Origin of the sequence: Blastopirellula marina (assembly GCF_002967765.1) — a bacterium.
Classification (GTDB): Bacteria; Planctomycetota; Planctomycetia; order Pirellulales; family Pirellulaceae; genus Bremerella; species Bremerella marina_A.
Map to the genome: position 1 here is coordinate 110,253 of NZ_PUHY01000013.1, position 23,953 is coordinate 134,205.

22 protein-coding genes are annotated in these 23,953 nt (G+C 53.5%); 11 read left to right on the forward strand and 11 right to left on the reverse strand.

Going from position 1 to position 23,953, the window contains the following annotated elements:
* Window positions 1–2 precede the first annotated feature (2 nt).
* From ectB to thpD, 3 genes are all read left to right on the forward strand, one after another.
* Window positions 3–1,280 (forward strand): diaminobutyrate--2-oxoglutarate transaminase, encoded by a 1,278-nt coding sequence (gene ectB, locus C5Y83_RS22490; RefSeq protein ID WP_105332047.1) that lies wholly within the window; start codon window positions 3–5, stop codon window positions 1,278–1,280.
* Between the two features lie 170 nt (window positions 1,281–1,450).
* The gene (locus tag C5Y83_RS22495; protein ID WP_105332048.1) at window positions 1,451–1,834 is read left to right on the forward strand and encodes an ectoine synthase; all 384 of its coding nucleotides are present in this window, start codon (window positions 1,451–1,453) and stop codon (window positions 1,832–1,834) included.
* Window positions 1,835–2,000: 166 nt separating this feature from the next.
* Window positions 2,001–2,882, forward strand: a complete 882-nt coding sequence (thpD, locus tag C5Y83_RS22500) for an ectoine hydroxylase (RefSeq protein ID WP_105332049.1) — start codon at window positions 2,001–2,003, stop codon at window positions 2,880–2,882.
* Here the strand turns inward: thpD and C5Y83_RS22505 are convergent, their stop codons facing one another.
* Window positions 2,883–3,392 (reverse strand): MarR family winged helix-turn-helix transcriptional regulator, encoded by a 510-nt coding sequence (locus C5Y83_RS22505; protein WP_105332050.1) that lies wholly within the window; start codon window positions 3,390–3,392, stop codon window positions 2,883–2,885.
* Window positions 3,393–3,668: 276 nt separating this feature from the next.
* Between C5Y83_RS22505 and C5Y83_RS22510 the strand changes: the two genes are divergently transcribed.
* From C5Y83_RS22510 to C5Y83_RS22520, 3 genes are all read left to right on the forward strand, one after another.
* Window positions 3,669–4,256 (forward strand): TetR/AcrR family transcriptional regulator, encoded by a 588-nt coding sequence (locus C5Y83_RS22510; protein WP_105332051.1) that lies wholly within the window; start codon window positions 3,669–3,671, stop codon window positions 4,254–4,256.
* 73 nt (window positions 4,257–4,329) lie between these two features.
* On the forward strand, window positions 4,330–5,499 hold the full coding sequence (locus C5Y83_RS22515; RefSeq protein WP_105332052.1) for an efflux RND transporter periplasmic adaptor subunit: 1,170 nt from the start codon (window positions 4,330–4,332) through the stop codon (window positions 5,497–5,499).
* Window positions 5,500–5,568: 69 nt separating this feature from the next.
* On the forward strand, window positions 5,569–8,943 hold the full coding sequence (locus tag C5Y83_RS22520) for an efflux RND transporter permease subunit (protein ID WP_105332053.1): 3,375 nt from the start codon (window positions 5,569–5,571) through the stop codon (window positions 8,941–8,943).
* A 77-nt stretch (window positions 8,944–9,020) separates the two neighbouring features.
* Here C5Y83_RS22520 and C5Y83_RS22525 read toward each other — a convergent pair whose 3' ends face one another.
* Genes C5Y83_RS22525 through C5Y83_RS22535 form a run of 3 tightly spaced genes read right to left on the reverse strand, consistent with a single transcriptional unit; the run spans window position 9,021 to window position 11,360 of the window.
* The gene (locus C5Y83_RS22525) at window positions 9,021–9,596 is read right to left on the reverse strand and encodes a DJ-1/PfpI family protein (RefSeq protein ID WP_105332054.1); all 576 of its coding nucleotides are present in this window, start codon (window positions 9,594–9,596) and stop codon (window positions 9,021–9,023) included.
* A 46-nt stretch (window positions 9,597–9,642) separates the two neighbouring features.
* On the reverse strand, window positions 9,643–9,840 hold the full coding sequence (locus tag C5Y83_RS22530; protein ID WP_233207328.1) for a CPXCG motif-containing cysteine-rich protein: 198 nt from the start codon (window positions 9,838–9,840) through the stop codon (window positions 9,643–9,645).
* Between the two features lie 26 nt (window positions 9,841–9,866).
* A complete protein-coding gene (locus C5Y83_RS22535) occupies window positions 9,867–11,360 on the reverse strand; it encodes a TIGR04222 domain-containing membrane protein (RefSeq protein ID WP_105332055.1) in 1,494 nt (497 codons plus the stop codon).
* A 209-nt stretch (window positions 11,361–11,569) separates the two neighbouring features.
* Between C5Y83_RS22535 and C5Y83_RS22540 the strand changes: the two genes are divergently transcribed.
* On the forward strand, window positions 11,570–13,006 hold the full coding sequence (locus C5Y83_RS22540; RefSeq protein WP_158262464.1) for an alkaline phosphatase D family protein: 1,437 nt from the start codon (window positions 11,570–11,572) through the stop codon (window positions 13,004–13,006).
* A gap of 47 nt (window positions 13,007–13,053) precedes the next feature.
* Entirely contained in the window at window positions 13,054–13,407 is a 354-nt protein-coding gene (locus tag C5Y83_RS22545) for a VOC family protein (protein WP_105332057.1), read from the forward strand.
* 8 nt (window positions 13,408–13,415) lie between these two features.
* Here the strand turns inward: C5Y83_RS22545 and C5Y83_RS22550 are convergent, their stop codons facing one another.
* Window positions 13,416–14,027: a thioredoxin family protein gene (locus tag C5Y83_RS22550; RefSeq protein ID WP_233207329.1), complete on the reverse strand. Its 612-nt coding sequence runs from the start codon at window positions 14,025–14,027 to the stop codon at window positions 13,416–13,418.
* Window positions 14,028–14,286: 259 nt separating this feature from the next.
* Between C5Y83_RS22550 and C5Y83_RS22555 the strand changes: the two genes are divergently transcribed.
* Genes C5Y83_RS22555 through C5Y83_RS22565 form a run of 3 tightly spaced genes read left to right on the forward strand, consistent with a single transcriptional unit; the run spans window position 14,287 to window position 16,951 of the window.
* The gene (locus tag C5Y83_RS22555; protein ID WP_105332058.1) at window positions 14,287–15,471 is read left to right on the forward strand and encodes a sensor histidine kinase; all 1,185 of its coding nucleotides are present in this window, start codon (window positions 14,287–14,289) and stop codon (window positions 15,469–15,471) included.
* Entirely contained in the window at window positions 15,468–15,899 is a 432-nt protein-coding gene (locus C5Y83_RS22560) for a response regulator (protein WP_105332059.1), read from the forward strand. The genes C5Y83_RS22555 and C5Y83_RS22560 overlap by 4 nt, the downstream gene beginning before the upstream one ends.
* Before the next feature lie 14 nt (window positions 15,900–15,913).
* The gene (locus C5Y83_RS22565) at window positions 15,914–16,951 is read left to right on the forward strand and encodes a response regulator (RefSeq protein WP_105332060.1); all 1,038 of its coding nucleotides are present in this window, start codon (window positions 15,914–15,916) and stop codon (window positions 16,949–16,951) included.
* Window positions 16,952–16,974: 23 nt separating this feature from the next.
* Here C5Y83_RS22565 and C5Y83_RS22570 read toward each other — a convergent pair whose 3' ends face one another.
* The 6 genes from C5Y83_RS22570 to dxr all read right to left on the reverse strand — a co-directional run bounded on the left by C5Y83_RS22570 (window position 16,975) and on the right by dxr (window position 23,797).
* Window positions 16,975–17,676: a class I SAM-dependent methyltransferase gene (locus C5Y83_RS22570; protein ID WP_105332061.1), complete on the reverse strand. Its 702-nt coding sequence runs from the start codon at window positions 17,674–17,676 to the stop codon at window positions 16,975–16,977.
* 34 nt (window positions 17,677–17,710) lie between these two features.
* Window positions 17,711–18,604, reverse strand: coding sequence for an LpxI family protein (locus tag C5Y83_RS22575; protein WP_105332062.1), 894 nt, complete (start codon window positions 18,602–18,604; stop codon window positions 17,711–17,713).
* A gap of 12 nt (window positions 18,605–18,616) precedes the next feature.
* Window positions 18,617–19,684 (reverse strand): UDP-3-O-(3-hydroxymyristoyl)glucosamine N-acyltransferase, encoded by a 1,068-nt coding sequence (lpxD, locus tag C5Y83_RS22580; RefSeq protein ID WP_105332063.1) that lies wholly within the window; start codon window positions 19,682–19,684, stop codon window positions 18,617–18,619.
* A 93-nt stretch (window positions 19,685–19,777) separates the two neighbouring features.
* Window positions 19,778–20,479, reverse strand: coding sequence for an HAD-IA family hydrolase (locus tag C5Y83_RS22585; RefSeq protein WP_158262465.1), 702 nt, complete (start codon window positions 20,477–20,479; stop codon window positions 19,778–19,780).
* 40 nt (window positions 20,480–20,519) lie between these two features.
* Window positions 20,520–22,595 carry a site-2 protease family protein gene (locus C5Y83_RS22590; RefSeq protein WP_146117881.1) on the reverse strand — a complete coding sequence of 692 codons (2,076 nt, stop codon included), beginning with the start codon at window positions 22,593–22,595 and terminating at the stop codon, window positions 20,520–20,522.
* The gene (gene dxr / locus C5Y83_RS22595) at window positions 22,580–23,797 is read right to left on the reverse strand and encodes a 1-deoxy-D-xylulose-5-phosphate reductoisomerase (protein ID WP_105332066.1); all 1,218 of its coding nucleotides are present in this window, start codon (window positions 23,795–23,797) and stop codon (window positions 22,580–22,582) included. The genes C5Y83_RS22590 and dxr overlap by 16 nt, the downstream gene beginning before the upstream one ends.
* Between the last annotated feature and the right edge of the window lie 156 nt (window positions 23,798–23,953).

Below are 23,953 nucleotides of genomic sequence, written 5' to 3' on the forward strand. Positions count from 1 at the left end.
TCATGAATATTGTTGACCGAATGGAATCCAACGTACGCAGCTATTGCCGGTCGTTCCCGACGACTTTTAAGACGGCAAAAGATCACCTGATGATCGATGAGAGCGGCAAAGCCTACATCGACTTCTTCGCCGGTGCAGGCTCGCTGAATTACGGACACAATAACGAAACCCTGAAGAACGCGCTGCTGGAGTACATCTCCGGCGATGGGATTACACACGCGCTCGACATGACCACCGTCGCCAAGAAGCGACTCCTGCAATCGATGCAGGATGTCCTCTTTGCACCACGGGGCATGGACTACAAAGTGCTATTCCCTGGTCCCACAGGAACCAACTCGGTTGAAACGGCGCTAAAGCTGGCCCGTAAGGTGACTGGTCGTCGTAACGTGATCTCCTTTACCAACGGATTTCATGGAATGACACTCGGTTCGCTGGCAATTACTGGTAATTCCGGTAAGCGAGCTGGTGCTGGTGTTTCATTGCACGACACAACCCACATGCCGTTCTGCGATTACTTCGACGCCGAGACCGATACGATCTCGATGATCGAAAACTACCTGGAAGACAACAGTAGCGGCATTGACAAGCCGGCTGCTTTCATTCTGGAAACCGTCCAGGCCGAAGGCGGCGTGAACGTCGCGTCGAAGACATGGTTGCGTCGCATCGCTGAGCTCGCTAAAGCTTCCGGCGCACTGCTGATTCTGGATGACATTCAGGTCGGCTGTGGTCGAACCGGTCCGTTCTTTAGCTTCGAGTTCGCTGACATCGAACCCGATATCATCTGCCTGTCGAAGTCGTTCTCCGGATATGGGCTTCCCTTAGCAGTCACGTTGGTGAAACCTGAGTTTGACGCGTTCAAACCGGGCGAACATAACGGAACGTTCCGTGGCCACAATCCGTCCTTCGTGACCGCTTCGACCGCATTGGAAGCCTACTGGCGAGATGATCGTCTGTCGAAGGAAGTGCACGAAAAAGCACGCATTATCAAGGATGCGTTCCTCGAAATGGCCGACCGTTACGACGGAAGTGTCCGTGGTCGTGGGATGATCCAGGGAATCGAGTTCCCAGATCACACGCTGGCCAACAAAATTTCACGTACCGCATTTGGCCGTGGCTTGATTGTGGAAACGGCGGGTCCAAATGACGAAGTCTTGAAGGTCTTGCCACCGCTGACCATCGAGTACGATGCCTTGAAGGAAGGCTTGCGGATTATCACCGAAGCTATCCACGAGAATCTACGCTCTGACGTCAGCACGAAGACGACGGTCGGCGCGAAGTAATCGCCGTTGCATAAGATAATAGCCCGACAACGCCGCTGAATTGCGACGTTCCGGACGAGAACAACCGGGGGCCTCTGCTTAGGTAGGGTGCCCCCGTTTTTTTTGATTCAAACAATTTCAAATTGGTATAGTTCGCGGATATTTCCGCGTCACAGAAGGAGAGTGAAAGAATGTTAGTTCGCAGCTTAGAGGATATTCTGGGTACCGAGCGCGATGTCGAAGGGGGCAACTGGAATAGTCGCCGCCTTCTTCTAGCTGGCGACAAGATGGGGTTTTCGCTGCACGACACGATCCTACGAGCCGGCACGACCACACCGATTCATTACCAGAACCACCTAGAAGCGGTCTACTGCATCGAAGGGCACGCTACGGTTGAACTCGTTCCAAGTGGCGAGAAATTTGAGATTAAGCCAGGCACCGTGTATGCACTCGATTTGAATGACAAGCATCTGCTGACCGCCCACGTTGATACCCGCATGGTCTGTGTTTTCAACCCAGCGGTCGTTGGAAACGAAGTCCACGACGAGAATGGCGTTTACCCAGCTGCCAAGTAAATAGCTCGACGCATCATGCCACGCTCTGCGACGGCCCCATCGTCGCAGAGCATGCGTCGTGAATCGTGACGGTCCCTCACAGGATCGCGACCTCCCAAACCGAATGAAACCGGACAGGGACCGTCGTCCCCACGAATCACGAACCCAACATCCCCGATGAAGGATCATGCCAGCAGACAATGCGCTTTTAGCCGACCCCTATAGCTCTCGTATTGGTACCCAGTGGGAAATCGCCCCTCGCCGAGACCCCGTGCTCTGGGATCCGGAAGCTCAAGGCCCACTCAATCCGAATCAACTCGAAACGTTTGAATCGTGGGGATACTTTCCATTCCCAAAACTAATCAGCTCGGATCGCGCCAAATCACTCCTCGCGGAAGCAACCCATCTGCAAGAATCGCTCCCGCCTGATCTTGATCATGTCATCTCGGAACCGAGCAGCCGAGAAATTCGCTCGATTTTTCGCGTTCATCAAGACAATGAGGCATTCGCGGACGTCTGCCGCGACGACAGCATCGTCAGTATCGCGCGTCAAATTCTCGGTAGCGAGGTCTATCTTCATCAGTCGCGAATCAACTTCAAGCCAGGCTTCCAAGGCAAAGAGTTTTTCTGGCACTCCGACTTCGAGACTTGGCATGTCGAGGACGGCATGCCGCGGATGCGTGCGGTAAGTATTTCGATCAGCCTCACAGCTAACACCGCCTACAACGGTCCTTTGATGCTGGTGCGGGGTTCGCATCAATCGTACGTTCGCTGTGTCGGAGAAACGCCCGACGAGCACTTCCGTAGTTCACTGAAGAAGCAAGAATTCGGTGTCCCTAATCGTGAAGCACTCAGCCTATTAGCTGAACAAGGAGAGATCGTCGCTCCGACAGGCGCACCTGGGTCGGCCGTGATGTTCGACTGCAACACCATGCACGCGTCGGCCAGCAACCTCAGCCCTTACCCACGTACCAATTTGTTTCTGGTATTCAACAGCGTAGAGAACGAACTTCGAACGCCATTTGGCGGAACACCTCCACGCCCAAGGTTCTTAAGTTATCGACCGTGATTAAGAGAGCTTGCGATCTTCGCGGGACTCGAATTCCGCGGAGATCACCGGCTCGGCGTCCAGGTCGGCGGCCTCCATCAATTCGACGACCTGCTCTAGAGAGGCCAAAAGATTCCACTGCTCCTCTTGAGCGAGCGAAGTCACTCGATCGACGAATTGCTCTTGAAGGGGAGTGGGAATCCCATCTAATCGCTGCTTGCCGGTTTCCGTTAAATGAATGAGCACGCGGCGACGATCTGGGCTATTACGGATACGTTCAATTAATTGAGCACGCTCCATGCGTTCGAGAATGCGGGACACGGTCGGCGCGGCTAAGCCAACTCGACTCGAAACCTGCGCGGCGGTGACTTCATCCTTCTCTTGCGAAAGATCACGAATTGCCCGCAAACAAAGAAGCTGCGGTAACGTGAGCCCAGAATGGCGTGAGAGAGACCGCGAATAGTGCGACGTTTTCAAAATGATGCGGCGAATCGCCCGCAACATTCGCTCGACAAGGTCCTGCTTTTCCATCGAGTTAAGGGGGCAACTTCCGGGGACACACTCATTAAAAACGTCAATCTCCAATCTAGCCCTGTTTGGTAAAAGTGTCGATACCGCAAGCGGGTGCCAGTAGCGGCCTTCCGCGCTTCGTTCGCATCTGGCGGGAGTTTCTCCCTGATTCTTCCGCGTTGGAGAACCGGAGACCGGCTTGATCACGCCGGCTACACGAAATTAAGCCTTGACCCCACTAGACGACTGGTCTAATATTGCCATCCACACTCATTTAGTTAGGCAGCAAACTCTCACGTGACCCACGAAACGAAAAGCCAGATCATCGAGGCGGGCCGAAAGGCCATGATCGCCAAGAGCTATAACGGAGTCGGCCTGAACGAGATCCTGAACGATGCGGGGGTGCCGAAAGGCTCCTTCTACCACTTCTTCAAATCGAAAGAAGAACTGGGAGTCGCGGTGATCGAGAATTCTTTTGTGGAAAATACCCAAAAACTTCGAGAGGCCTTACAGAGCTCCGAAAAGAGTCCGCTGACACGCCTGGAAGATTACTTCGTGCGGGCACGCGACGAAATCAATTCACGCGAACTACGGCAAGAATGCCTTATTTGTAAGCTAGCTTTGGAGCTATCTTCCCTCAGTGAGCCTCTCAGACGGGCCGTTCACGAAGGTTGGCAAGTATGGCGATCAATCATTGCAGATTGCCTACGAGACGCCCAGAACGAGGGGGAAATCGACCCTGGGCACGACGCCGAAAGTTTGGCATCTTTTATCATATACTCCTTTGAGGGGGCGATGATTAGGGTGCAAGTGAATAATAATATTCTACCAGTGAACCATTTCCTGCATTATGTCTTCCATGTATTACTGAAGGCAAAAGCATGAATCCCGTAGACACGTCCTGGCATCCCAGGCAGAGACGACCGGTCTACTACACGACGAGAAGGGGAACATTCGTATGAAAAAGATGTCGCGAATAATGATGTTGGCCTTGGCCGCAATAGCCTTGATGTCCTCTTCCGCAATCGCCCAGATGCCACCGACAGCCGTACGTGCCGTTGCAGTTAAACAGCAAGAGGTCGAGCCACATCATCGTTTCACGGGCAGCTTGAAAGCGGTCGCACGCGGTAGCGTTGCTGCCCTGGAAGATGGTCGCGTGCTTGAAGTGACCGTCCGTGAAGGGGCCACGGTCAAAGAAGGGGACGTGATTGCTCGAATCGATTCCCGGCGACTGGCCGCCCAGAAAGGCGAGTTGGAAGCCGCGTACGGTACGGCGGAAGCTCTGATCGCCCAGCGGGAGGCCGAACTACGCCAAGCCAATCTTGATATGGAACGATCAACATCGTTGATTCGTAACAATGCGATCTCTCAGCAGCAATTCGAGCGTGCTGAAACCGAACTCACGATCGCCAAGGCTAAATTGGAAACGGATCGCCGTCGCTTGGACGAGATTCGCCGTCAGCTAGAGTTAATCAACGTGCGACTGGACGATACCGAAGTTCACGCACCGTATGATGGCCAAGTGATCTCGCGTCATACCGAACCGGGCGAATGGATCCGAGCGGGCGAACCGTTTGTCACCTTGGTATCGACCGGTAAGATCGAAGCCTGGCTCGAGATTCCCGAGCGGTATGCTGGTACGGTCAGCCAGTATGCCCAAAGCGTTCCCGTCAACATTATCGGAACCGATCGTAAGTTCGTCTCAACTTCAGCCAAGCGTATTCATGACGTCCATGCACGGACACGTACCTTTCAATACGTACTTACGCTGAATGCCGAAGACGCGGTGCTAACACCTGGGATGTCGGTCGTTGCCTGGCTTCCAACCGGTCCATCGGAGAAGAGCCTGACGGTTCCGAAAGACGCTGTCATCCGTTCTGCGGGGATCTCCTACGTCTACAAAGCCGTCGCCGGGGAAGAAGGCACGAAGACGGCAGTTCGTACTCCCGTAAAGGTTAAGTTCGAAACCAGCGACTTGGTAGTGATCGATTCGCCCCAGTTGGCTGACGGCGATTTGGTCGTGGTTGAAGGCAACGAACGCTTGATGCCCGGCATGGCGATCGCGGTCACGGTCGAGCCAGACCAAACCTCTCAAACCGCAGCCAACATGGCAGCCAAGACTCGTTAGTGACGTTCCCTGATTAAGAACGGAAACGAACGAAACTTTGCGATCAAAAACTTCCTATAGGACTTCTTCATGAACTTCATCCAACTTGCCGTTCGCCAACCGATTACGGTCGCGGTTGGAGTGATCCTGAGCATCATGGCCGGCGTGCTGGCCTTTACCAAGATGCCAATCCGTATGACACCTGAAGTTCAGTCGGTCGTCATCTCGGTGATGACTTACTGGGAGAATGCTTCGGCCCAGGAAATTGAATCGGACGTGATCGAGGAACAAGAGCAGCGGCTCGGCGATCTATCGGGGCTGGTCTCGATGACCAGTATCTCGCAAGCCGGTTCTGGTCAGATTCGTCTGGAATTCATGACCGGCACGAATATCGACGATGCGATGGCTGAGGTCGATCAGAAGCTGTCAGAAGTCTCGGGCTACCCAGCGGAAGTCGATCAGCCTCAAGTGGAAGACTTCGATCCCGAGTCGGTCGACTATATCTCGTGGATTGGTTTGGCATCTACCGATCCCGAGTTCGATGCCACCACGCTTTACGACTTCATGGAACGCCGACTTCGCCCACGCTTCGAGCGAATTCCAGGCGTTTCCCAAGTTGGGATTCGTGGTGCCCGTGAAAAGGAAGTGCAGATCCAGGTCGATCCGGTTGCCCTCTCGCAACGAGGGATTACCTACCAGGAATTGGTCAACGCACTGCAGTACAACAACGGTAACTTCTCTGGCGGTAAGTTGCCGGAAGGTAAAAGTGATATTCGCGTTCGCAGCGTGGGCCGTTTCCGTGATGCCCAATGGGTTGAGAGCCTGGTGATTCGTCGAGAAGCGACCGGGCCAATTTACTTACGTGACGTTGCCACGGTGGAAGAAGCCCACAAGGAAATGACCGAATGGGTGCGAGCCCGCGGCCAGACAATGCCGTTCTTTAGTTTCATGCTGGAAAGTGGCGGTAACCTGCTCGAGACCATGGACGGCATCAAAAAGGAACTGGCCGAACTGAACAAGCCCGGTGGTGTGCTCGAACAGGAAGCACGACGCTTAGGCATCAACGGGACCTTAGAGCTCGTTCAAACGTACGATGCCACGACCTATGTGGTCGACGCGATCGCCCTGGTCGAGAGCAATATCATCATGGGTGGTATTCTGGCCGTGTTGACGCTGCTATTGTTCTTGCGCTCGCTCCGTACGATTGGGATTATCGCGATTGCGATTCCCATTTCAACGGTCGTGGCCGTCGTGATCATGGTGGCGATGGGCCGCTCGATGAATATTATCTCACTAGCCGGCATGGCGTTCGCCGTCGGCATGGTGGTGGATAATGCGATCGTGGTGATCGAGAACATTTTCCGCCATATCGAAATGGGCAAGTCCGCGACTCGCGCAGCCGTGGAAGGGACTCAAGAAGTCTCTGGCGCGGTGCTCGCTTCGACGCTAACAACGCTGGTGGTGTTCTTTCCAATCCTGCTCATTGAAGAACAAGCTGGGCAACTCTTCCGTGACATTGCCTTAGCAATCATGGCAGCCGTTGGTGTGAGTTACGTCGTTTCGACCACAGTCATTCCCTCGGCGGCTGGTCAGTGGTTGAAAGCGAAAAACATCCAAGAGCATACCCACGAAGAGGAAGCGGCCCCGGAAACGACTAAGAAGAAAACGGTATTCAGCCGAATTTGGAGCTTCGTGGCCAGCCTGACCAATGTACCTGCCATGGTCGGCAACACGGTCTACGCATTGATTGGCAACTGGACTACCCGCTTAGCGGTAATCGGCGGGTTTGGCGTTGTCACCGTAGTAGGTATCTTACTCCTGGTTCCGCCGCTGGACTATTTGCCGCTCGGCAACCGGAATATCGTGATTGGCATTTTAATGCCTCCGCCCGGTTACAACGTCGAACAGCTTACCGAGATCGGCGAACGCATGGAGTCGAAGATCAAGCCAGCCTGGGAAGCGGCCGGCGACAAGTTCGGTGCCGAAGCGGTCGTGCGTGGCGAAGAATGGGACGGGGAAGACCATCGTGTTCCCGTTCCGGTTCTCGGTAGCGACCAAACCGTTCTCCCGCCGCCACTGGACCACTACTTCCTGGTTGCCTGGGATGGTCGCGTGCTTCAAGTCGGTATCTCGAAGGACAAGAAGCGAGTGGCCGATACGCCGTCGCTCTTCAGCCATGCCGCCGGAGGTGATCAAGCACCTGGCGTTATCAACTTTGCCTTCCAGATGCCTCTTTTCCGCACCGGTGGAACAACCGGATCCGCGATTAAGATCGATCTTGTAGGTGACGACCTTGATCGCGTGAGTGGTGCTGCTGGGGCCTTGTTCGGAACGCTGATGGAAAAGTACGGCCCGATGGCAGTTACGCCTGAGCCAGTGAACTTCGCTCTGCCGACTCGTGAAATCCGAATCACTCCAAATGACGAACGTTTGCAAGACGTCAACATGACCAGGCGGGACATCGGTCTGGCCGTGGCAGCAAATGGGGATGGTATTTTGCTGCCACGTGCCTTCGATGTCGGTGGTGAGCTGAAAGACTTGAAGATCGTCAATGTCGAAGCGTTGCAGTCCGATCCGACGTACGCAATGCTCAACTCGCCGATCGCAACACCAGGTGGCTCGGTGGTCGACTTAGAGCATTTGTCGCACATTGAAAACGTCGAAGCGGCCGACCAGATCAAACACGTCGACCGACAGCGGGCCGTGACCCTTCAGTTCACGCCACCACCAGGATTGCCACTGCAACAAGCAATTGACGACGTTAACGCAATCGTGGCTGGCCTCCGTGAAGGAGGGGCGATTACACCCGATGTTGAAATGCGTTTGGCAGGTTCAGCGGGGCAATTGTCGCAGATTCGCGAAGCTCTGATGGGCGACGGTTCGTTTGTCGGCACGCTGGGAAGCTCGCTTTTTCTAGCTCTGGCCATTGTGTACTTGTTGATGGTGGTATTGTTCCAAAGCTGGACCTATCCGCTGGTGATCATGGTGAGCGTGCCGTTGGCCTTGCTTGGCGGATTCGCGGGACTCGCTTTAGTGCATCAATGGAGCGTCGTCGACCGGTATATGCCCGTTCAAAACATGGACGTGCTTACGATCCTTGGTTTCGTAATCCTGGCCGGGGTGGTGGTGAATAACGCAATTCTCATCGTCTACCAAACGATCAACTTCCTCCAAGGCCGGAGCGAAGAAGGGGAGGATGTGAGCGACCTGACGCCGCGCGAAGCAATCGCCAAAAGTGTCGAAAGCCGCGTTCGCCCGATTTTAATGAGCACGCTTACTTCGGTTGGTGGTATGCTGCCGCTGGTTTTGATGCCAGGCTCCGGCAGTGAACTTTACCGGGGCCTGGGGGCCGTGGTGGTGGGCGGTCTGATCGTTTCGACCGTCTTCACAATGTTCCTAGTGCCGGTGCTACTGAGCGTGCTGTTCGATATCTGGAAGCCAACTCAGGTCGAAATGGACGTGTAGCTTCTCGCCAAACTTGCCGAATACCTCCAAGCCAAGGCTACCCGCGAACTAAGTGGGTAGCCTTTTTTATTCGCCGACTAGGCTGTCGCCTTCTTCGTGTACTCTTCCAATAACTTGATCCACGGGCCGACGAAATGGCCGTTATCATGGAAGGTCCTGCCACTGATGAGGTTGTCGTCGATGACACAGGGCTCGTTGACAAACGTTCCACCGCAAACTTCGAGATCGAACTTGCACTTCGGCACGGTTGCCATCCGACGGCCCTTCACGCAATCGGCGTAGGCAGGGATTTCTACACCGTGACAAACACTGGCGATTGGCTTATTCGCCGCAAAGAACGCTTTGGTAGCGGCAACCAGATCTTTGTCGTAACGGATATATTCGGGGGCGCGACCACCACTAAAAAAGATCCCGATGTAGTCGTCAGGATTGATCTCGCTGAAAGCGATGTCCGCTTGAATGGTGTAACCTTCCCATTCCTTGGTGATCGTCCAGCCCGGCTTCACCTCGTGCAGCACCATTTGGTAAAGCCGCTTTTCTGGGGCGGCAACAACCGGAGTAAAGCCAGCTTCGACAAGACGGTAATAAGGATACATCGTATCGAGGGTTTCGGCAGCATCCCCGACGATAATCAAGACTTTTCCCTCAGGCATCTGAGTCCTTTCCAAGGCAGGATGGGGGTGGCAGGCGAGATCTATCTTAGTCGTAGTCTTGCTCCGGCTCGGCCCATGCTCGGGCCTGACCATCGTCGTCGATCTCGACATGAATCACATGAGGCCGGCAACAAACCGGGCAGTCTTCAACAAACTCCTGCACGCTTCCTTGAGAAGGATCGAGCGGGATGACAATGTCTTCCCCGCATGCATTGCAGATGTAAGTTATCTCTGTTTCCATCATAGCGAACTCCTTTTTAACAGCGTCCGTTAGTCTCCGCCACATCCTCCACAACCTGACCCGCACCCACTGCCGCAGCTGCTCCCACATCCAGAACCACAGCTACTGCTGCAGCCTGCTCCACCACAGCCAGCGTACCCACTGTTGTTTAAGTAAGTGGACCGCCGCACTTCCTGGTCGAGATATCCCAATTGTCCCATTGCGATGGCTGATAGGCCAAAGATTCCTGCTGCCAAAAAGATATCTTCGCCTGAAAACCCGTCGCTCCCGCGTACCGCGGAACCGAGATGGGAGTGCTCGGATCGTAGATTCCTGAGAACGCTTTCACCCGCCGAGGTACGGAAGCCACGTCGGAACAGCCAGATGGCGGCAACCACCGCCACGGCAACCATCAGGATCAACAGAAACACAGGTTTGTTTCGTGATAACCCGACGAATATCTTGACGGTACCGAGTGCCGCAACGCCTGCCATCATCAGCGATGGTACCCACCGCCGGATGAAAGATTCGCATGGGTTGGATTCGATCAATCCCATTTCCTGCAGGATGGCCCCTTCTTCGATCGCCAACGGAATAACCTTCGCGACGAGCTTACCAAGTTCTCCTGGCTTGGAATCAGGGACGGAACGATAAATCTGCTTCTCGACCTCGCTGGCATCGACCGGTAACGGATTGGCTGTTTCCAATTGATATTTCTTCCCACTTATCCAGCCACCCTCGATCTCCTTCAACTGCAGTGTTTTCTCCTCGATCATCTTCGCAATCGCAGCTAAAACAAGACCCTTTGGCCCCTGGGCAAGGTAGACCTTCTGCGCTGGCGTTTTTACTTCTACGGGAAGGGGAGGATCCTGACACGGGTACAAGAAGCGAATCGAGACGGCCATGACAAGCGACAAGCCACCGATCAACGCAAAGAATTTCAGGAACGTGGGCCCATCAAAATCAAAAGGCTGGAACGGCATTGGGGCATCCGCAGCGCAGCCCCCAAACATCGCCACCGGGATAATCAAGAGCAACGCGAAGGTGAGCCACTTCAGCGGATTGCGAGGAATCAGGAAGTAGGTATTTGTATCGACCCAGCGGCTATCAGCGGCGGATTCCATTTGTTCGCCCACCGGCGGCCAAATGTCCGCTGGGGGTGCCTGCTGGAAAAAATGCTCGTAGCTTTCCAACGTTCGACCGTACCACGAGTCGAACTTTTCCGTCTCCTCGTTACCACCCTTCGTCGGGCAGTGATGTAATGGACGCGGCAAGACTTCCCCACATAGCTGAGTCCAATACGACTTGGTGTAAGTGAGATGTAGGTGCCATGCCTGATCGATGGCTTCCGAGGGAGAGACCGCGTGTCCCGAAACCATCGACAGAAATAGAAAGCGACGATACTCCTCGATGACGCGCTTGGCATATCCAAGACGCCAACCATTTTCACGAGCGAGACGGGCCGCGAACGTTAAGGTTGCCCCTGGTTCATCAAACTTAAAATCGACGAGCTTTTTCCACAACACTTGAGCTTCAGCGTCCATGTGAAACGGTTCTCCGTCGAGTCAGGTTATTTCTACTGTTTTGTCGGATCAGCCATCGAGATGTTGTTCGTCCAAGTCACTCCCTTTATTCTAAAGAAAAGCTTACCTTCCACGCGACTGGGAACACACCACCCAACCTAATGCTCCGATTGGCGGGAATATTCACCCTAATTCCCCACATCTGGACTCTTCTTCGGGAATCGAAATCGATGAAAACTTCGCGCCGTTACTTTCTCAAGGGAACCGTCGCTACGGCTGCCATCGCCAGTACGGTCCCATGTGTTTCCGCCCAGCCGAACAGTGCCCCGATCTACCAAGCGACGGGTCTTCGAATTGGTGAAGTCACTCCAACGACGGCAATTGTCTGGACACGGCTAACAAAGAACACCGCCCGTAATAATGACGGGGTTGTTTTCAAGAAGCGAGGCAAGTCGGAAGAAGCACTAAACACACCGGTCGAATCGATCGAAGGCGCCTGCCCGGGACAGCCCGGTAAAGTGCGGCTGGTCTATTGGCCAGCGGAAGAAAAGCAGAACGCGATTACCACATCTTGGATGAACGTTAATGAAGAGGGCGATTACATCCATCAATTCCCATTGGAGGGATTGAATCCACAAACTACCTATCACCTCCGCAGTGAAACTTTGATCGAGGGGCAACCGCCTCATGGGGCACTAATAGGCAAGTTTCGAACCGCGCCCGAAGCAGATGTGGTCGCCCCGGTTAAGTTCTGCGTGATGACCTGCCAGGGATATCCCGATCGTGACCATCCCGATGGCCATCCGATTTATCCTTCGATGCAGGACAAAGATCCCGATTTTATCTCGTTGACAGGGGACTTGATCTACTACGACAACGACGCCCCCAGCGCGATGACTTCTGATTTGGCTCGTTTGCACTGGCAGCGCATGTTTAGTCTGCCACGGCTCGTGGAAGCACTGCGAAACACATCTACCTATTGGCTCAAGGACGACCACGACACGCTTGATGATGACTCGTGGCCTGGACAAACGTACGGAGAATTTACCTTCGAAGAGGGGCAGAAAATCTATCGCCAGCAAGCTCCACTGGGTAGCCAATCGTACCGGACTTTTCGCTGGGGTAAGGATCTCCAGATTTGGTTAACGGATGGACGCGATTTCCGCACACCCAACAAAATGAAAGATGGACCAGAAAAAACAATCTGGGGTGCCGAACAAAAGGCTTGGTTCAAACGTACCGTTGCCGCCAGCGATGCTTCGTGGAAAGTCTTAATTAGTCCCACTCCGATCGTCGGTCCAGATCGTAAAAACAAAAACGACAATCATTCCAACGCGACCTACAGCCACGAAGGGAATGAGATTCGACAATGGCTACAAGCGAACGTGCCAGACAACTTCTTTGTGGTCTGCGGTGATCGACATTGGCAATATTATTCGATCCACCCTGAAACAGGTGTCAAAGAATTTAGTGTCGGAGCTGCCAGCAACTCGCATGCAGGCGGTACACCAGGACGTGATCCGAAGTATCATCGGTTCCACAAGGTACAAGGTGGTTTCCTGAACGTACGGGTCGACGGAAACAAGGATCGTTCGTGGATCGTGTTTCAACTGTGCGATGTCGACGGTGAGGTGGCATTCGAGCAGACTTTCGAGGCCGATCGCTAATTAATTGCCAATCATTTGATTCGACTGCTTGAATAGAACGTTGACGCATGGAACTCTTCGCCGTTGAAATTAGAACCGCCCAGTGGGAGACCATGCTGCGATGGTATACGTCGGCTTTACGAATGGATTCTCGACTACGCAGTGAAGAAGATGGCTACGCCCTGCTTACGGGCGAAGGATGGCGATTGTCGTTGCTGCAGTTGCAGGATGACCAGCCTCGAGATCGATCGGCCATTAGCCTGGCAATAGAAGTGGAAGACTTGGAGATGGTTCGTCGGCATGTTGCAGCCTACCTAACCGAGCCGGAAGCCCCGATTCAAAAGAGTGACGAGGGCTTCATTCAGTGGACTATTGCTGATCCGGACGGAAATCGGATCAAGCTTTTCCAATTCGAACGTTAGAGCGGTGCTTAACGTCGGCGACTTCGCTTGTATCGAATATTGCAACCGATCGCGACGGTTTCCTGAACTTCGGGCTGCTTTCCAGCGAGCACGGCTTCAACCGCTTTGTTCACATAGTTGATCGTTGCCTTCTCGGCGTCGGTATCGTCATCAAGTGCTCCCATGTAAACGACGTGTCGCTCTTGGTCCAAAACGAAGAACTCAGGCGTCCGGGTGGCGCCCCACGCTTTGCCAAGTTCCTGCTTTTCGTCTTTTAGATAGGGGAACGTAAACTTCGCGGCTTTTGCTTTCTCTGCCATAGCCTCCAGCGAATCTTCGTCGATCAAATTGGAGTTCACCGCGACCAGGCCAACGCGATCGTCGTCGTGCCACTTCTTAGCGAGGTCTTTCAGTCGAACCTCGTAATCAATCGCATAGGGACAAGTGTTGCAGGTGAACGCGACGATCACCACCTTCTTCCCTTCAAGCTGTTTCCAACTATGTGATTCTCCGTCAACTCCGGGCAAGTCATTCCATGGTATGAGAACTTCCCCCACATTAACGACAGGATTGTACTCGCCCGCTGCAAGTGGGGTAATCAGAGCAAGCAGAACCCAAATAATCGGGACGATGAACTTCATATTTTTTCGTCCTTCGCGTGAAGACTACGGTTTTGGGAAAAATCTGTCGATTTACCAAAGTAGGTAACAAATAGTGCTTGTGGAGTTGTTTTTGAAAATCAAATCAGCCACCATAACACTGCAACTTAGTTGAATAAGCGACAAAACCCGGGGCAGGTAGCGTCTATTCTAGTTCAACGCTTCGTCGAACATTCGTGCGCGCTGTCCCTTAATAGTATGACTTTCGCCAGTCATAGGGAGGGCGAAACGCTTGATTCTGATGCTAACAGGTTTTCTGAGTCGGGTTTGGCTTTTCTTTGCCAACCTCTTCGCTACCGATGGGTTTCCAGCACGTTGGTATTGCGGTTCGGTATGGACTGAGGAGCCAGAAGTTGGCTGGCTGCATATCATTTCCGATCTCGCGATCTTTGGGGCCTATCTAGCGATTCCGATTACGCTCGTTTTCTTTTTAATGCGACGTCGCGATTTCCCCTTCCCGAAGTTGGTCGTCCTGTTTGCCCTGTTTATCGTTTCATGCGGGTTTGTTCATCTGACCGAAGCGATCATTTTCTGGGAGCCGGTCTACCGTTTCTCCGGCTTCATGAAATTAATCACCGCGATTGTCTCTCTCGGAACCGTGTTCGCGATGATCCCCGTGATTCCACGCGTGCTGAACCTACCTGACCTGGAGAAGTTGAACGCCCAGATGGAGGTTGAAATCGCGGAACGCAAAAAGGCCGAGCGTGAACTTCTCCGACACATGAAACAGCTGGAAAAGTCGAATCAAGAACTCGACGAATTCGCCTACATCGCCTCGCACGACCTACGCTCGCCGCTACAAGCCGTGAAGAACCTCGCCAGTTGGATCCGCGATGACAACGAAGGACAACTAAATGAAGAATCGGTTCGCTATATTGAATTGATGCAACAGCGCATCAAACGGATGGAGACTCTGCTGGACGACCTTCTACAATACTCGCGAGTGGGACGAAAGAACCAAGAGCCTGAAGAAGTCGACACCAATCATCTGCTGAAATCGATCACCGACAGCCTGCAACGGCCCGCTTCCATGAAGATTGAAATTGGTCCAGGGATGCCGGTCTTTCATACAATTAAGGTGCCGCTTGATCTCACACTGCGGAACCTGATTCAAAATGCGATCAAACACCATGATCGAGAGGATGGTTACATCCGCGTTACCTGCCAAAACGTGGGAACGTACTATGAGTTTGCCGTACAGGACGACGGCCCCGGAATATCGCCCGAATTTCACGAGCGGATTTTCAAGATGTTCGAGACACTTCGTCCTCGCGACGATGTCGAAGGCAGCGGGATGGGCCTGTCGATCGTGAAGAAGACAGTCGAAGCAATCGACGGAAAGGTAAGCCTCGAATCGGAAATAGGCCAGGGAACAACGTTTCGGATTCTATGGCCGAAGATTTTGGCGAAGGAAGGACAGGAATGATTCTCCAAACAATTAAAATCTTGCTCGTTGAGGACGATGACATCGACGCTGAAGCTGTCCGACGCGGATTTGCCAAAGCTCATCTCGATTGCACAATTCATCGGGCGCGCAATGGTATTCAAGCTTTGGAACTTTTGGAGCGTTCCGATAGTCCGTTTCGACGCGGTGAGTTCATCATTCTGCTGGACTTAAAAATGCCAGGCATGAATGGCCTCGAGTTTTTGCGAAACCTCCGTCGGCATGATGAACTGAAGCAAAGTATCGTTTTCGTTCTAACGACATCGAATGACGATCAAGATCGCGGCGAAGCGTATGCCGAAGGAATTTCTGGCTACGTTACTAAATCGCATGCCGGTGTTGAATTCCGTGACTTGATTGGAATGCTGGATCACTACGCCCAGATTGTCGAATTCCCGAAGTGTGGTTGAGAAAGTCCTCTTAAATGAGCGAAGTATCCGCATCTCCGAAGATTCTGTTGGTGGAAGACGATTCCGTATTTCGTTTGCTCGTCAAGCGATTGCTGGGGCGTGATTTTGCTATCTCGGAAGCCGATTGCCTGCAAGCGGCACGTGGCCAACTGGCATCTCAGTCGTATTCCTGCGCGTTGCTCGACTATCGCCTGCCCGACGGAAACGGACTACAGATTCTGCCGGAATTGGTTCTCTTGGATCTGCCTGTGGTGATGATGACTGCGATGGGGCACGAGAGCTTAGCCGTCGAGGCAATAAAGCTAGGTTGCCAAGATTACCTAGTAAAGGACGACCTGAACCGAGATACCCTCGTCCATAGCCTTTCCAGTGCGATGCAAGATGCACCATCGCAGCGACAGGCGATTCGCCAGCGCATTGTCTTTCCGCAAATTGTTCAGGCCGCAACCACTCAGTGTCGTGAAACAACCGCCGCCCTGCGGGAACTCATCGAAAAAGCCAAAGTGCTACCCAGCCATGATCTGCCGCACCTCGATCGGTTGGGAAATCTGATGGATGGAGTGCTCGCGTACACGAAGATTACGTCCGTCGACTGGTCGCCAGAGCCGGTCTCGGTAACAAGCGCCGTTGAACCGGCCGTCCAAGAGTTGATCGCAGCTGGCCTCGCCATCCAGACGAATCTCACCTCGAAGCCTCTACCACCCGTTCAATCTGATCCAGAAGCAGTGCGAACCATCGTTCGCAACTTACTCGATTTCGCTGTGCAGTATGTTCGGCCAGAGCAGAATCCATCGATCACCCTGCAAACGATGGCCGTCAATCTGGAAGCCTGTGTACAAATTGAGTTGCTCAATCCGATGGAAAGCAACCTCGTACAAACGCTTCACTGTCTGCCAGAGCAGATCGATCCAGAGCTGGAAGTCAGCCGACTCTTGATTGAAAAACTGCGGGGTCGGCTATGGATTGAAGATGCAAAAGATCGTTGCCGAATTGGGTTCGCACTGCCTTACCAGAGTGGATTTGATTCTACGTCAACGCAAGATCGTCTCTAGACGGAGTTTGCCGTAGTGCCGGCTTACTCCTCGTCCTTGGTTTTCTCAAAGAACATCATGTGCTGCCAAGGTAATCCGTCAAACTCTTTGGCAAGCTGAAAACCATTCAGCTTGTACTCGCGTAGAATCTGTTTCTTACTCATCTTATGCAGCGTCTTGATCGGGACCTTGGGATCTTCCATACGGAACTCCAGCATCACGATCATTCCATCTGGCTTGAGCGACTTCCGCATGCCAGCCAACATCTCCTCAGGATGGGAGAACTCGTGGTAGACGTCGACACACATGATAAGGTCGACTTTGCCTTCCGGCAGTTTGGGGTCGTCGATATCGCCGAGAACCAACTCGATGTTCTCAATCCCCTGCTCTTCCGCTCGCGCCTTGAGCAGTCGCAGCATCTCCGATTGAATGTCGACCGCTAAGATCTTGCCCTCATTACCGACCATTTTCGCCAATTGCAGGCTATAGAATCCGTTTCCGCAGCCCATATCGCAAATGGTCATCCCTGGCTTCACGCCTAGGTTCTCGAGCATCTTCTGGCAATCTTCTTCCCGTTGGCGACTTTCGCGGATCAGCCAAGGAGCACCGCGGTAATGCATCGTCTGGGCAATCTCGCGTCCCTTGTAGAAAGGAAGACCATTGCGAACGACCACCCCTTCCTGCGCCATCGAAACGATTGGCAGAAGGTTAACCAGTAATAAAGCGAGAATCGAAGTGCGGAGCATGAGAACCTGGCAGGGCGGCCAGGAGGATGATTTCCTAGGCCGCTTCCGAAGAAGGAGCGAATTCGGCGAGACGTTCCTCGTTAATCGCGAGGATCGTCAATCGATGTGTCTTAGCAAATTCTAACACGGCGGGCTCGTCCAGGAGAATTGTTTTTTCCGCTTCTAAAACCAGCGTGCTTGCCCCTGCTTCGACCATGGTCTCTAACGTTCCCACGCCAATGGTGGGCACGTCGAACCGCATGTCCTGCTGTGGCTTGGCAACTTTTACCACGGTAAAATCGCCCGCCTTACACAGCTGGCCCGCACGACGAATACAAGCGTCGGTCCCTTCAATGGCTTCCAAGGCTAGGACAGCTTGGTTCTTTACAGCTACGCTCTGCCCAATATCAAGCCGCCCGAGTTCTTTGGCCATTTCCCAACCGAACTCGATATCACGCAACTGTTTTCCACGTGGCTCGGAGCCAGCGATCATGCCAAATTTCACAAGCAACTCCGGCGCAAAATCGGTTGCAGGTAAGAAGGTAATTCCTTGGTTGGCGAATCCGTTGACGATCGCCATCAACAACGTGTCATCTTTTCGATCACCACTTCCCCAAATCATTTGCGGGGCGAACGTGCGTAGACAGAACCAATCGGGGCAATGCTTCCACATCGCACCACGATCAAAGAGTCGAACCTTGTGAATCTTGCCCGCCATAGTCGCTTGCGTGGCACCGTGCCGTTGGAAGTGACGTTTCACTTTGCCAAGCTGCCCAAGTCCAACCCAAGTTGTACTATCGCAAATCTTTTCCAGTATTGGGTCGGCATGATCCTTCACGGCCGCGCAGACCACTCGCCGACCGGTACTTTTGATTGCTTCGGCGACAATGATTGGAAGATTTCCCCAGCCAGCTAACAGGGCGACCGGGCTTGCATCAGAATGATCCATCGCTGCGAAACTCTAGGAGGCTTTGCGAATCACGGGTGTGCTGGCCGCTTCGGCTTCCTTTTCCAATTGCTCGATACGCTTGGCTAACGACTTGATCGTCTTCCGCATGTCGGGCAGCCGTTTGATCGCCATGTGTTCGGCCATGATCTCTTTGATCGGTCCGGCCGGAATACCCAGCGATTGCTGACCTTCGGGGATGTCGGTACCCACCCCAGCTTTGGCACCAAGCGCCGCCCCGGTACCGATATGCACATGATCACGAACTCCGACCTGCCCTGCCATTACAACGTAGTCACCAGTCGAAACACTACCGGCGATGCCGACTTGCGAGCAGATGAGGTTGTGCTTGCCGAGCCGACAGTTGTGGCCGATCATGACCATATTGTCGATCTTCGTGCCTTCGCCGATTAGTGTCGTCCCGTACGTACCACGATCGATCGTGGTGCCTGCTCCGACTTCGACATCGGCTTCGAGCACGACATTACCCAATTGAGCCGAGAGAATATGTTTTCCGGTCGACGAATCGTAACCAAAGCCGTAGGCCCCCAGTACGGCCGAGGCGTGGATGATACAGCGATCCCCCACTTCGGTGCGGTCGTACAGGACCACACCTGGGAAGATGGTGACGTTTTCGCCAATTTGGCAGCCTGCTTGAATATGGACGCCACTATGGACAACGGTATTTTTTCCGATGACAACACCATCGCTGATCACCGTCCCAGCTCCGATCGTCGCGGTAGGATCGACAACGGCGGCCAGGGAAACAATCGCCGACCGATGAATTCCAGTATTTTGCTTCTGTTCCCAAGGCTGAAAGAAGCGGACGACCTTGCCAAACGCTTCATGCACGTTAGCGACGATAATTCCATCGATCGTCAATTTGTCCGAAGCCTGAGAAACTAAGACCGCCGAAGCGGTACAGTTCTCCATGAGAAGCTGGACTTGATCCGGCTTATCCATCAGCGTGATTTCGCCGGCCACCGCGTCGCGGATGATATTCGCCCCGGTGATGACCTGATCGGGGTCGCCGAAAACCGTTCCATCGACGAGTTCGGCGAGTTGTGCCAGCGTGGTTCCCATGGAGGAATCCTTTCCAAAGTGGGATGTTTCGATACGGATCGCCCTAATGTAACCGGCACCCCCTTGGGCGACCAACATCAATTAGTGGGCAATTTAGTTGGGAAACAGCCGATCCACGGCATCTTCTAATGTGTTGTGTCCATTAGACTTACCCACACCATCGGGCCCGCCGTCGCGATCAAGATAGACGGTCTGCCAGCCAAACTTTTGCGGAGCTTTGACGTCATTTTCCCAGTCATCACCGATCAGCAGAATTTGATTCGGCGAGAGCCCAAGACGTCGCGTCACCTCTGCATAGAACTGCTTGGCCGGCTTTACCCACCCCACTTCGGACGAGACGAAAAGCTCGAGCGGGTAATCGCTGAAATAGAACTCGGCAATGCGACGGAGTCGCTGATCGAAATTGGAAGCCAGCCCTAACCGAAATCCACGTTCAACGAGAAAGTCGAGTGTTGGAAGCACGTCATCAAATAGTCGCCAGTTTTCAGGGTGGGCAAAGTGATCCCATAGCGACTCAAAAACCAAGCACTTCTGCTGAGGGGTTGGGGAGAGAACGTAATCGACAATTGCTTGCCAACGCAGACGTTCGCTGACCTCATCCGTTTTAAGGGGATCTGCTAGATTACGGCTCTGCTGAAACGCATGTACACTGAAGCGTTTGATGGCCGCGTGAAACCGAGACCGTATCGACGCTTGGTCGAGTTCAATCCCATGCAAGCGGCCAACCTCTTGATAGGTGGCCGCTACCGAAGGGAACGGCTGAATCACCGTTCCGACCGCATCCAGAAGCACCACCTTTGGATGCGACGTTTGTTGTCCATCTTCACTCAGAGGACTATCCCCAGGGGAAGAAGCGATGAATATCGAGCCCGATGACGGTCACCATCAGAGTCAGCACCATCGCCAGTCCGACATAGGTGAGTCGTAGCATCCACTTCTCATTGATCGGTTTGCCACGAATTCCTTCGTAGAGTAGGAACATCATGTGGCCACCATCGAGAACGGGGATCGGCAGGAAATTCACCACGGCCAGATTCGCACTGATCAACGTGAGGAAGGTCAGTAAACGAGCCAAGCCACGCGACGATTCCGCCGTTGCGACATACAAAATGGTCCCTGGACCACCCAATCCGCTGATCTGCATTTCGCCGGTGGCAATCTTTCGCAGCACCATGACGACTTGCGTCATACCCTCACCAACTTCCCGTAAGCCAAGGCCCAAGGAATCACCCAGGCTGTCGGCATATTGGATCTCCTGAAGCGGCTCGAATCGTAGGTAACGCGTTTGAAGCATTTCCGTTTCCGAAGGAGTTGCCGTCACAGCCAAGTTGACCGACTCGTCCGCATTCTTACCTTGCTTCTGCACAGTCAGAATCAACGAAGTATTTCTGTGGGCGATTTGCAGAGTCATCTGTACGGCCTGCCAAGCGATGCCGTCGGACTTGATCTTGAAGTCCTTCGCGCCGATCTTCATCGAGTCGTTGTACTCTTTGCTCGCTTCACTGTTGGCTTGAAAACCGACGACTAGGATCTCGTCGCCGGGTTTGATTCCTTCCTTATCAGCCGAACTGTCCGGGATGACTTCCGCCACCTTAGTTCCTAGGTTATAGGTTACCCCAAGCGTCTGAAGTCCCATTTGATACCCTGGCAGATAATCCGTAGCGAAACCTTCCGGTACGGCTGTCTCAACGGAGAAAGTCTTTTCTTCCTCGCCACGCATCACGACCACGTCGACCGTTTGGCCAGCCCATTTGGTCTCGCGACTTGGCAACGTGAATCCGTCACCGACGGGTTCGCCGTTAATCGAAAGCAACTTATCGCCCACTTCAATGCCTGCCTTGGCGGCTGGAGCATCTTTGCGGATGGCGATGATGGGCGACATCTCCATTACCAAGCCAGTCTGCCGATAAGGGATGGTCGGCAAATCGATCTCTACCGACTCTGTCTTTTCGCTATCTGCTTCTGATTCGACCTTACGATCGAATTTCATCTTTAGCGTTTCGTAAGGGTGATTCGCCAGATACTTCTCGTAATCGAGAAAGCTTTCGATCGGCGTGTCGTTGATTGCGGTCAGCCTGTCGCCGGCATGCATTTCGTCGGCAATCGTTTGCCCGTACAAATCCTTCATCAACTCAGGCGCGACCATCATTTTCAAGGTGTTCATTGCCGCCACGCCGATGGTGGGTGGGAATGAATCTTTGAAGGTTGAACGAGGCTGGATCATCACAACCTCTTGCGATCCATCGGGACGGCGAATCACGAATGGCATCGGTTTTTCCGTGCCGTTAAACGCGATCTGTAGCGTCATGTCTTTGCGGAATCGCAGATGCTTGCGATCTTTGCCCTCAGCATTCAAACCAACGATCTCGTCGCCGGGACGTAGGCCAGCTTCCCATGCGGGAGAACCGGGCTGCACCCAACTGATTTGGGCTGGGGTGTAAGAAACACCCAGGTTGTAGGCAATCGCAGCGAAGATCACCCCAAAGATCAGATTGAAGACTACGCCAGCGGAAATGATCGCCATCCGCTGCGGAACACTCTTCGCAGTGTAGCTGCGTGGATTCACTACGGATTGTTTGTTGCCATCGGCATCGACCGTTTCGATCATCGTGCTGGCCGACTCTTCCTCGGAGTTCCCCGGGTTGTCGTCTTGGCCGAGCATCTTCACGTATCCGCCCAAAGGGATCGTACCGATACCATATTCCGTTTCGCCCCACTGCTTTTTCCAGAGAGCTGAAATCGTCCACGGACCGATCGTGATCGGGACGTCGAAACCGACATAAAACTTATCACAACGCACGCCACAAGCTTTGGCCACCAAAAAGTGTCCCAGTTCGTGAACAAAGATCACGACGCCAAGTCCCATGACGCCGAGCAATATAGCCCAAGCGCTCCCTAGGTATTGGAGCACGCTTGATCCTTCGCTTGCCGCAAACAACAAGTGATCCACTTGTCTGACTCCTCTCGGGCCCAAGCATCAAGCTCGAGCAACCGGTTTAAATCGGGGGATAGTTCAAACGGGTGTTCGTCAAGAATCGCTCGACATACCCGGTAAATGTCAACGAATCGAATTTTACCTTCTAAAAACCGCTGCACGGCCACTTCGTTGGCGGCATTTAAAACGGCTCCGGTCGTCCCACCACGTTGCACCACCTCTTTACCCAGTTTAAGGGCGGGAAACCTTCCGTAATCTGGTGGCTCAAACTCCAGGGAAAAGGCCTTAGTCATGTCCAGGGCCTTTGCCGGACACTCAGTCCGCTGGGGGTAGGTCATCGCGAGCTGGATCGGCATTCGCATATCTGGCGGGCTCATTTGAGCCACCACCGACCCATCGGCGAATTCAACCAACGAATGGACGATCGATTGCGGATGGACGACTACCTCGATCTGCTCCGCGGAGAGATCAAAAAGCCACTTTGTCTCGATGATCTCGAGAGCTTTGTTCATCATCGTGGCGGAGTCGACAGTAATCTTCGGCCCCATCTTCCAGGTGGGATGATCAAGTGCCTGTTCCGCCGTAACTTTCAGAAGTTCTTCTTTCGACAGCTTGCGGAAGGGACCACCGGACGCTGTGAGGATTACACGCTTCACATCGACGGCCCTGCCAGCCTTCAGGGCCTGGAAGATCGCACTGTGCTCGCTATCGACCGGAAGAATCTCTGCCCCAGTCTCCGCGGCCAGCTTTGTGGCTAAATGCCCAGCGACAACTAGAGTTTCCTTGTTTGCCAAAGCAACACGTTTTCCGGCCTGAATCGCAGAAAACGTCCCTTCTAATCCGGCTCTCCCGACGATCGCTGAGACGACGATGTCGGCATCTGGATGAGAGGAAACCTCCTGAAGTCCTTTTGTTCCTTGGAGTAACGTCGTTTCCGCAGGAAGTTGCGACCAATCGAACTTGGCGGCAGCATCTTCGTCGCTGGCGACGACAAACCGAGGACGGTACTCAATCGCCGCTTTTAACAGTTCTTCCAACCGCCCGTGCGCAGATAACGCAAATGGAGCGAAAGCTCCACTACTTTCCCGGATCACATCGAGTGTGCTTCGTCCGATGCTGCCAGTGGCACCTAATACGACGACACGTTGGCTGGATGTTGAGGAGGACGCGCTTGGCATGGACCGGTTCTAAACGAGGATGGCGACTTAAGTACCGATTGTTCCAGAATTTGCCGTCTGGGGAAAGATTACTGTCCAAATGCGTTGAGCTAGGAACTTTAGGAAAGATACGCGCGAGTTTGGCGGCCCGTCGAAGCCGAGAACGCTTCTTGATAT

Bases quoted from the DNA above. Each gene is read 5' to 3' on its own strand.
- thpD (WP_105332049.1), top strand. From the start codon at position 2,001: ATGCCAGCAGACAATGCGCTTTTAGCCGACCCCTATAGCTCTCGTATT.
- C5Y83_RS22570 (WP_105332061.1), bottom strand. From the start codon at position 17,676: ATGCTCCGCACTTCGATTCTCGCTTTATTACTGGTTAACCTTCTGCCA.
- C5Y83_RS22565 (WP_105332060.1), top strand. From the start codon at position 15,914: ATGAGCGAAGTATCCGCATCTCCGAAGATTCTGTTGGTGGAAGACGAT.
- C5Y83_RS22495 (WP_105332048.1), top strand. From the start codon at position 1,451: ATGTTAGTTCGCAGCTTAGAGGATATTCTGGGTACCGAGCGCGATGTC.
- C5Y83_RS22575 (WP_105332062.1), bottom strand. From the start codon at position 18,604: ATGGATCATTCTGATGCAAGCCCGGTCGCCCTGTTAGCTGGCTGGGGA.
- ectB (WP_105332047.1), top strand. From the start codon at position 3: ATGAATATTGTTGACCGAATGGAATCCAACGTACGCAGCTATTGCCGG.
- C5Y83_RS22530 (WP_233207328.1), bottom strand. From the start codon at position 9,840: ATGATGGAAACAGAGATAACTTACATCTGCAATGCATGCGGGGAAGAC.
- lpxD (WP_105332063.1), bottom strand. From the start codon at position 19,684: ATGGGAACCACGCTGGCACAACTCGCCGAACTCGTCGATGGAACGGTT.
- C5Y83_RS22515 (WP_105332052.1), top strand. From the start codon at position 4,330: ATGAAAAAGATGTCGCGAATAATGATGTTGGCCTTGGCCGCAATAGCC.
- C5Y83_RS22540 (WP_158262464.1), top strand. From the start codon at position 11,570: ATGAAAACTTCGCGCCGTTACTTTCTCAAGGGAACCGTCGCTACGGCT.
- C5Y83_RS22535 (WP_105332055.1), bottom strand. From the start codon at position 11,360: ATGGACGCTGAAGCTCAAGTGTTGTGGAAAAAGCTCGTCGATTTTAAG.
- C5Y83_RS22520 (WP_105332053.1), top strand. From the start codon at position 5,569: ATGAACTTCATCCAACTTGCCGTTCGCCAACCGATTACGGTCGCGGTT.
- C5Y83_RS22505 (WP_105332050.1), bottom strand. From the start codon at position 3,392: ATGGAAAAGCAGGACCTTGTCGAGCGAATGTTGCGGGCGATTCGCCGC.
- C5Y83_RS22555 (WP_105332058.1), top strand. From the start codon at position 14,287: ATGCTAACAGGTTTTCTGAGTCGGGTTTGGCTTTTCTTTGCCAACCTC.
- C5Y83_RS22560 (WP_105332059.1), top strand. From the start codon at position 15,468: ATGATTCTCCAAACAATTAAAATCTTGCTCGTTGAGGACGATGACATC.
- C5Y83_RS22525 (WP_105332054.1), bottom strand. From the start codon at position 9,596: ATGCCTGAGGGAAAAGTCTTGATTATCGTCGGGGATGCTGCCGAAACC.
- dxr (WP_105332066.1), bottom strand. From the start codon at position 23,797: ATGCCAAGCGCGTCCTCCTCAACATCCAGCCAACGTGTCGTCGTATTA.
- C5Y83_RS22550 (WP_233207329.1), bottom strand. From the start codon at position 14,027: ATGAAGTTCATCGTCCCGATTATTTGGGTTCTGCTTGCTCTGATTACC.
- C5Y83_RS22545 (WP_105332057.1), top strand. From the start codon at position 13,054: ATGGAACTCTTCGCCGTTGAAATTAGAACCGCCCAGTGGGAGACCATG.